Origin of the sequence: Sporobacter termitidis DSM 10068, assembly GCF_900130065.1 — a bacterium.
In the GTDB taxonomy this organism is placed as follows: Bacteria; Bacillota; Clostridia; order Oscillospirales; family Oscillospiraceae; genus Sporobacter; species Sporobacter termitidis.
Genome location: NZ_FQXV01000002.1, coordinates 360,365 through 366,364, shown reverse-complemented (window position 1 = coordinate 366,364; position 6,000 = coordinate 360,365). Strand labels below are relative to the sequence as shown.

Annotated in this window: 4 protein-coding genes and 1 rRNA gene; 1 reads left to right on the top strand and 4 read right to left on the bottom strand. The window is 55.4% G+C overall.

The annotated features are described in order from the left end of the window. The 4 genes from BUB60_RS05205 to glnA all read right to left on the bottom strand — a co-directional run. Window positions 1-154 (bottom strand): 16S ribosomal RNA (locus BUB60_RS05205); the annotation flags it as partial. A gap of 505 nt (window positions 155-659) precedes the next feature. Continuing rightward, window positions 660-1,934: an adenylosuccinate synthase gene (locus BUB60_RS05200; protein WP_073076587.1), complete on the bottom strand. Its 1,275-nt coding sequence runs from the start codon at window positions 1,932-1,934 to the stop codon at window positions 660-662. Window positions 1,935-2,103: 169 nt separating this feature from the next. Beyond that, window positions 2,104-2,640 (bottom strand): ANTAR domain-containing response regulator, encoded by a 537-nt coding sequence (locus BUB60_RS05195; protein WP_073076586.1) that lies wholly within the window; start codon window positions 2,638-2,640, stop codon window positions 2,104-2,106. 40 nt (window positions 2,641-2,680) lie between these two features. Continuing rightward, window positions 2,681-4,012 carry a type I glutamate--ammonia ligase gene (glnA, locus tag BUB60_RS05190; protein WP_073076585.1) on the bottom strand — a complete coding sequence of 444 codons (1,332 nt, stop codon included), beginning with the start codon at window positions 4,010-4,012 and terminating at the stop codon, window positions 2,681-2,683. Between the two features lie 366 nt (window positions 4,013-4,378). On the opposite strand from glnA, the gene BUB60_RS05185 reads away from it, so the two are divergent. Further along, a complete protein-coding gene (locus tag BUB60_RS05185) occupies window positions 4,379-5,986 on the top strand; it encodes a CTP synthase (RefSeq protein ID WP_073076584.1) in 1,608 nt (535 codons plus the stop codon). The last annotated feature ends 14 nt before the right edge of the window (window positions 5,987-6,000 follow it).

Here is a 6,000-nt window from a genome sequence, read left to right as displayed (position 1 = left end):
CCAGCTGTTGTCCCCCTCCGAAGGGCAGATTGCTCACGCGTTACTCACCCGTCCGCCACTAAGACAATCAGCGAACCAATTGTCTCCGTTCGACTTGCATGTGTTAGGCACGCCGCCAGCGTTCGTCCTGAGCCAGGATCAAACTCTCAATAATATGGTATCTTAACTACTCTTTCGAGCATTTAAAATCGTCACATTCTTGATCGCTGAATCTCAGCTTCTCAAAGTTTTTTATAGTTAGGCTCACGGTCGCTGACAACGCCGCTGCCCAACTTAAGGTCCCTTTTCACTGGCACATCTTTCGATGTGTCTGGTGCGTTCTTTTCTTACATTGTTTAATTTACAAGGTACACGCGCCGTTTGCCGGCGGACTTTAAGAATACCATACCCGGCATCCCTTGTCAAGCCTTAAATTGCAATCTCTTAACAATTTATCCTCAACTTGTCCGCCGCTCCGGCTCCCCGCATCCTCTCTTGAAGACGCTCCGTTATATTACCATCACCCTCTTTTTCTGTCAACCCCCTTTTCCGCCTTTTTCACACTTTTTTATTTTCAGTCTGCCAGAGCGCGATTTTGCCGGCAACGGCGCGGCAAAAAACAAAAACGCTCCCCGCCCTGACATGTCAAAGCGGGGAGCGCCGCAAACGGCAAATAACGCTTACCTTATTATTATGTCATCTCTTTCGGGTCCGACGGAGACATATGTCACCGGACATTCAATGGCCTTTTCGACATATTCGATATAGTCCCTGGCCGCCTTGGGCAGGTCGCCGTATTTGCGGACGCCGGAAATGTCCGTGCCCCAGCCCGGCATCGTCGTCGTCACCGGTTTGGCATGGTCCAGAAGCGGCGTATACGGAAAATCCGCCGTGACCTTGCCGTCGATCTCATACGCGCTGCAGATCGGTATCTCTTTTAGATACGAGAGGTTGTCGATTTTTGTGATGGCCGCCTCGGTCGCGCCCTGCATACGGATGCCGTAGCGTGTGGCGGGGATATCAATAGGACCGACGCGTCTGGGCCGCCCTGTGGCGGCGCCGTATTCGCCGCCGATTTTGCGCAGCTCCTCCGCCTGTTCACCGAACCACTCGGCCACAAACGGCCCCTCACCCACGCAGGTGGAGAAGGCCTTGATAACGCCAAGGACCCTGTCGACCTTTAGAAACGGCGCGCCGGAACCGACGGGCGCGTAGGACGCCAGCGGCGACGAGGACGAGGTGAAGGGATAAATGCCAAAGTCAATATCCCGCAGCGCGCCGAGCTGCGCCTCAAACAGGACGTTTTTGCCGGCCTTTGAGGCATGGTATAAATAGTCGGACGTGTCGCAGATATACGGCAGGAGCGGCCCGCCGAATTTTTCCGCCCAGGCCGTCAGCTCGGCCACCGAATGTGTTTCGGCATTGTAGACGCCCTTTAAATAAAGGTTCTTCCATTCAAGGACGGTCTCCAGATGCTTCTGGAACGTCTCGGGCAGGAGCAGATCGCCCATCTGAATGCCCTTCTTCTGATATTTATCGCTGTAGACGGGCGCGATGCCGCGCTTCGTGGAGCCGTAGGCGGCGCCGGCGAGGCGGTCCTCCTCCAGAGCGTCCTGCTCTTTATGGAAGGGAAACACGATGATCGCCCTGTTGCTGATTTTAAAATTATCCGGCGTTATTTTGATCCCTCTGTCCCGGAGCTTCTGCATTTCGCCGCAGAGGTGCTCCAGGTCGATCACTGTGCCGTTTCCGAGGATATTGACGGCGTGCTCCTGAAAAATTCCGGACGGGATGAGATTGAGCGCAAACTTGCCGAACTTATTGACCACCGTGTGCCCGGCATTGCTGCCGCCCTGATAGCGGACAACAATATCGTATTTTTCGGCGAGCAGGTCGATCATGCGGCCTTTGCCCTCATCTCCCCAGTTTACACCGACAATTGCGCAATTCGACATAGAGCTTCACCTTTCGTGCGGGCGGCAAGAGCCGCCGGATGTTTTCAACAGCACTGATTGTACATTATTATCCCCGTGAAGTCAATTTAATGATAAATAGAAATAGAATACAGGCCGCTTTCCGCGGCCTGTAAGCGTGTGTTATATGTTTCCGATGTATTTCCGCCTTTTAGTTGTATGTCTCGATGATCATCCGCGCCGTGTCCACCGCTTTCATGCCGGTATCCATACTCCGACGCTGGATGAAACGATGGGCCTCCTCCTCCGTCATGCCGTTTTTATTCATGAGGATTTCCTTGGCCTTATTGATCTCCGCCGTCTCCTTTTCGGAGCGGCGCGGCGGCGCCGCCTTAAAGTGCTTTGCCTCCATCTGCTGCAGCATCCGGACCGAGGAGACGAGATCCCCCTTGGTGAACGGCGTTGGCAGCTTAAAGACATTCTCGTTGCGGCACAATTCCAGCTGCTGCGGCGGTGCTATGGCGAGAACCATGGCGAGGCCCCCAAGGTCGTACGCCAGATCGGTCACCGTCATCTCCGAGAGCTTATACCCGCAGATGATGATGCCGCCGCTTAATTTCCTGGCGGCGCGGATGGCCTCCGATCCGGACCGGCAGCTGAGCCTGACGGTGATCCCGCTGGCCTCGAGCATCTCGCAGATCCGCTTTCTGTTATTCTCGTTTTCAAAAGCGACAATGATCCTGTCCACAGCATCACCTCCCTTCAAAGGGCTTCATCATACATTTAAATTAGTAAGCGATGAAATACTTTTCAAGCTCCCAGTTGGAAACGCGCGTTTTGTATTCGTCCCATTCGGCCTGTTTGCCCAGGGTATACTGCGTCAGCACGTGATCGCCAAGCGTTTGCTTGATGAGTTCGTCCCTATTGAGTTCGACGATGGCTTCTTCCAATGAGCCGGGGAGGCTGGCGATGCCGTTTTTCTCCCGGGTCGGTGCGTCCATATTAAAGATGTTTTCCGTCACCTCCGCGGGGGGCTGCAGCTTGTTCTTGATGCCGTCAAGTCCGGCCGCGAGACACACGGCCAGCGTCAGATACGGGTTGCAGGCCGGGTCCGGGCAACGCAGCTCCACCCGAGTCGACTGCCCCCGCGCCGCCGGGATGCGGATAAGCGCCGAGCGGTTCGACGCCGACCAGGCCAGATAGCACGGGGCTTCGTAACCGGGTACAAGGCGCTTATAGGAATTGACCAGCGGGTTTGTAATGGCGCACAGGCCGCGGACGTGCTTTAAAAGCCCGGCGATGAAGCTGAACGCCTCCTGGGACAGCCCCTTATTGCCGTTTTCATCGTAAAAGACGTTTTTCCCGTCGTGGAAGAGGGACATGTTCGTGTGCATGCCGGAGCCGCTGATGCCGAAGATCGGCTTCGGCATGAACGTGGCGTGCTGGCCGTTTTTCTGCGCCAGCGTTTTGACCGCCAGCTTGAAGGTCATGATATTGTCGGCCGCCTGCAGCGCTTCGGCATACTTGAAGTCGATTTCGTGCTGCCCCGCCGCCACCTCGTGGTGGGAGGCCTCGATCTCAAAGCCCATCTCCTCCAGCGTCATGCAGATCTCGCGTCGCGTGCCCTCGCCCCTGTCCAGGGGGCCCAGGTCAAAATACCCGGCCTCGTCGTCTGTCTTGGTGATGGGATTTCCCGAATCGTCCGTCTGGAACAGGAAGAATTCGCACTCGGGACCGACATTGAAGGTATAGCCCATGTCTAAGGCCTCTTTGAGGACCTTTTTCAGCACGTACCGCGGGTCTCCGACAAACGGCGTGCCGTCGGGATTGTGGACGTCGCAGATGAGGCGGGCGACCTTTCCGTACTGCGGGCGCCACGGCAGGATCGTGAAGCTGTCCAGATCGGGATACAGATACTGATCGGATTCCTGTATGCGCACAAAGCCCTCGATGGAGCTGCCGTCGATCGCGATCTGGTTGTTAACGGCCTTTTCGATCTGAGACGTCGTGATTGCCACATTTTTAAGCTGGCCAAAGATATCGGTGAACTGCATGCGGATAAACTTGATGTCATCCTCGTTCACCATTCTGATGATGTCTTCTTTCGTATATTTGCCCATAATACGTCTCCTTTCGGATTTTTGTTGTCTGTACTGATGCCGGGGCTGAGAAATGCCGATGAATAATAACGGAAGCTCTGAATCGATATTATTATATACCATTCAGGGCTCCGGATGTCGTCAAAAATAGAAAAAGGCAACGGCGGCTTAAAAAGCCCCATTGCTTTATTCTCCGAATTATACTGCAACAGTCCGCGCCGTGTCAATAACGAATTGGCGATATCATAGAATTACCGTTTTTTAATTTGTATAAATTGGCCATGTCCCATGCAGGTATTCCCATTATTGTTGATGTCTGTTTTGTTGACAACAGCTTGGCTCGATGCTAATATAAACTATTATGTGTGCGCGAGGGAAAGGGATATTATGGGAACAAAACATGTATTTATAACCGGCGGCGTCGTGTCCGGACTCGGGAAAGGCATCTGCGCGGCGTCACTGGGACGGCTCCTGAAGCAGCGCGGCCTCAAGGTGTCGCTGCAGAAGTTCGATCCGTATATCAACGTCGATCCGGGAACGATGAGTCCTTATCAGCACGGAGAGGTTTTTGTGACCGACGACGGTGCCGAAACGGACCTCGACCTCGGGCATTATGAGCGCTTCGTTGACGAAAGCCTGACCGGCGACTCCAGCGTCAGCTCCGGCAAAATTTACTGGACCGTTTTGAACAGGGAGCGCAGCGGTGATTACCTGGGGCGCACCGTCCAGATCATCCCGCACATCACAGATGAGATCAAGGCCCGCATTTACAGCCTGGATACAGGCGATCTGGACGTTATTATCACCGAAATCGGCGGCACGGTCGGCGACATCGAGAGCCAGCCGTACCTGGAGGCCATCCGTCAAGTGGCCAACGAAAAGGGCCGCGAGAACGTCCTGTTTATCCACGTCCCTCTTATTGTACAAATCCCCGGCTCGGACGAGCTCAAAAGCAAACCGACGCAACATTCCGTCAAGGAGCTTCTGAGCATCGGCATCCAGCCGGATATTCTTGTCTGCCGCAGCGACCTGCCGATCACGCAGAGCATCCGCTATAAAATCTCGCTGTTTTGCAATATCGAGCCGGACTGCGTCATCCAGAACAGGACGGCCGCGTGCCTCTATGAGGTCCCGCTGCTCCTAGCCGGCGAGGGCTTGGACCGCGTCGTCTGCCGGAAGCTCGGCCTCTCGGCGCCGGAACCCGATCTGACCGAATGGACGGCGATGGTTGAACGCGTCAAGGGCGCCACAAAGCACGTCACCATCGCGCTTGTCGGCAAATATACGCAGCTGCACGACGCGTATCTCAGCGTTGTCGAGGCGCTCAGTCACGCCGGGACCGAAAACGACGCGATCGTCACGGTCAAATGGGTCAATTCCGAGGACGTGACGGAAGACAATGTTTCCACCGTCCTCGACGGCTGCCACGGCATCCTCGTACCCGGCGGCTTCGGCGACCGCGGCATTGAGGGCATGATTTCGGCCGTCAAGTACGCGCGGGAAAACAACGTCCCCTATTTCGGCGTCTGCCTGGGCATGCAGATGGCCGTCATCGAATTTGCGCGCCACGTCTGCGGCTTCGCCGATGCCCATTCCACGGAATTCGACGAGCTGACGAAGTACCCTGTCATCGACCTGATGCCGGAACAGGTGGGCATCACCAAGAAGGGCGGCACCATGCGGCTCGGAAAATATCCCTGCAAGATCGACGAGGGCAGCCGGTCGGCGGCGCTTTACGGCACGACGACGATTTCCGAGCGCCACAGGCACAGATATGAGTTCAACAACAATTACAGAGGTATTTTTGTGGAACACGGCCTCAAGCTCGTGGGCCTGTCGCCCAACGGCAGTCTCGTTGAGATTGTGGAAAACGAGAACCATCCATGGTTTGTAGGCGTGCAGTTCCACCCGGAGTTCAAGAGCCGCCCAAACAGGGCGCATCCGCTCTTTTACGGCTTTATTAAAGCTGCCGTCGAGTGCCGCGGCGCCGACTGACCGGTCATATAGAT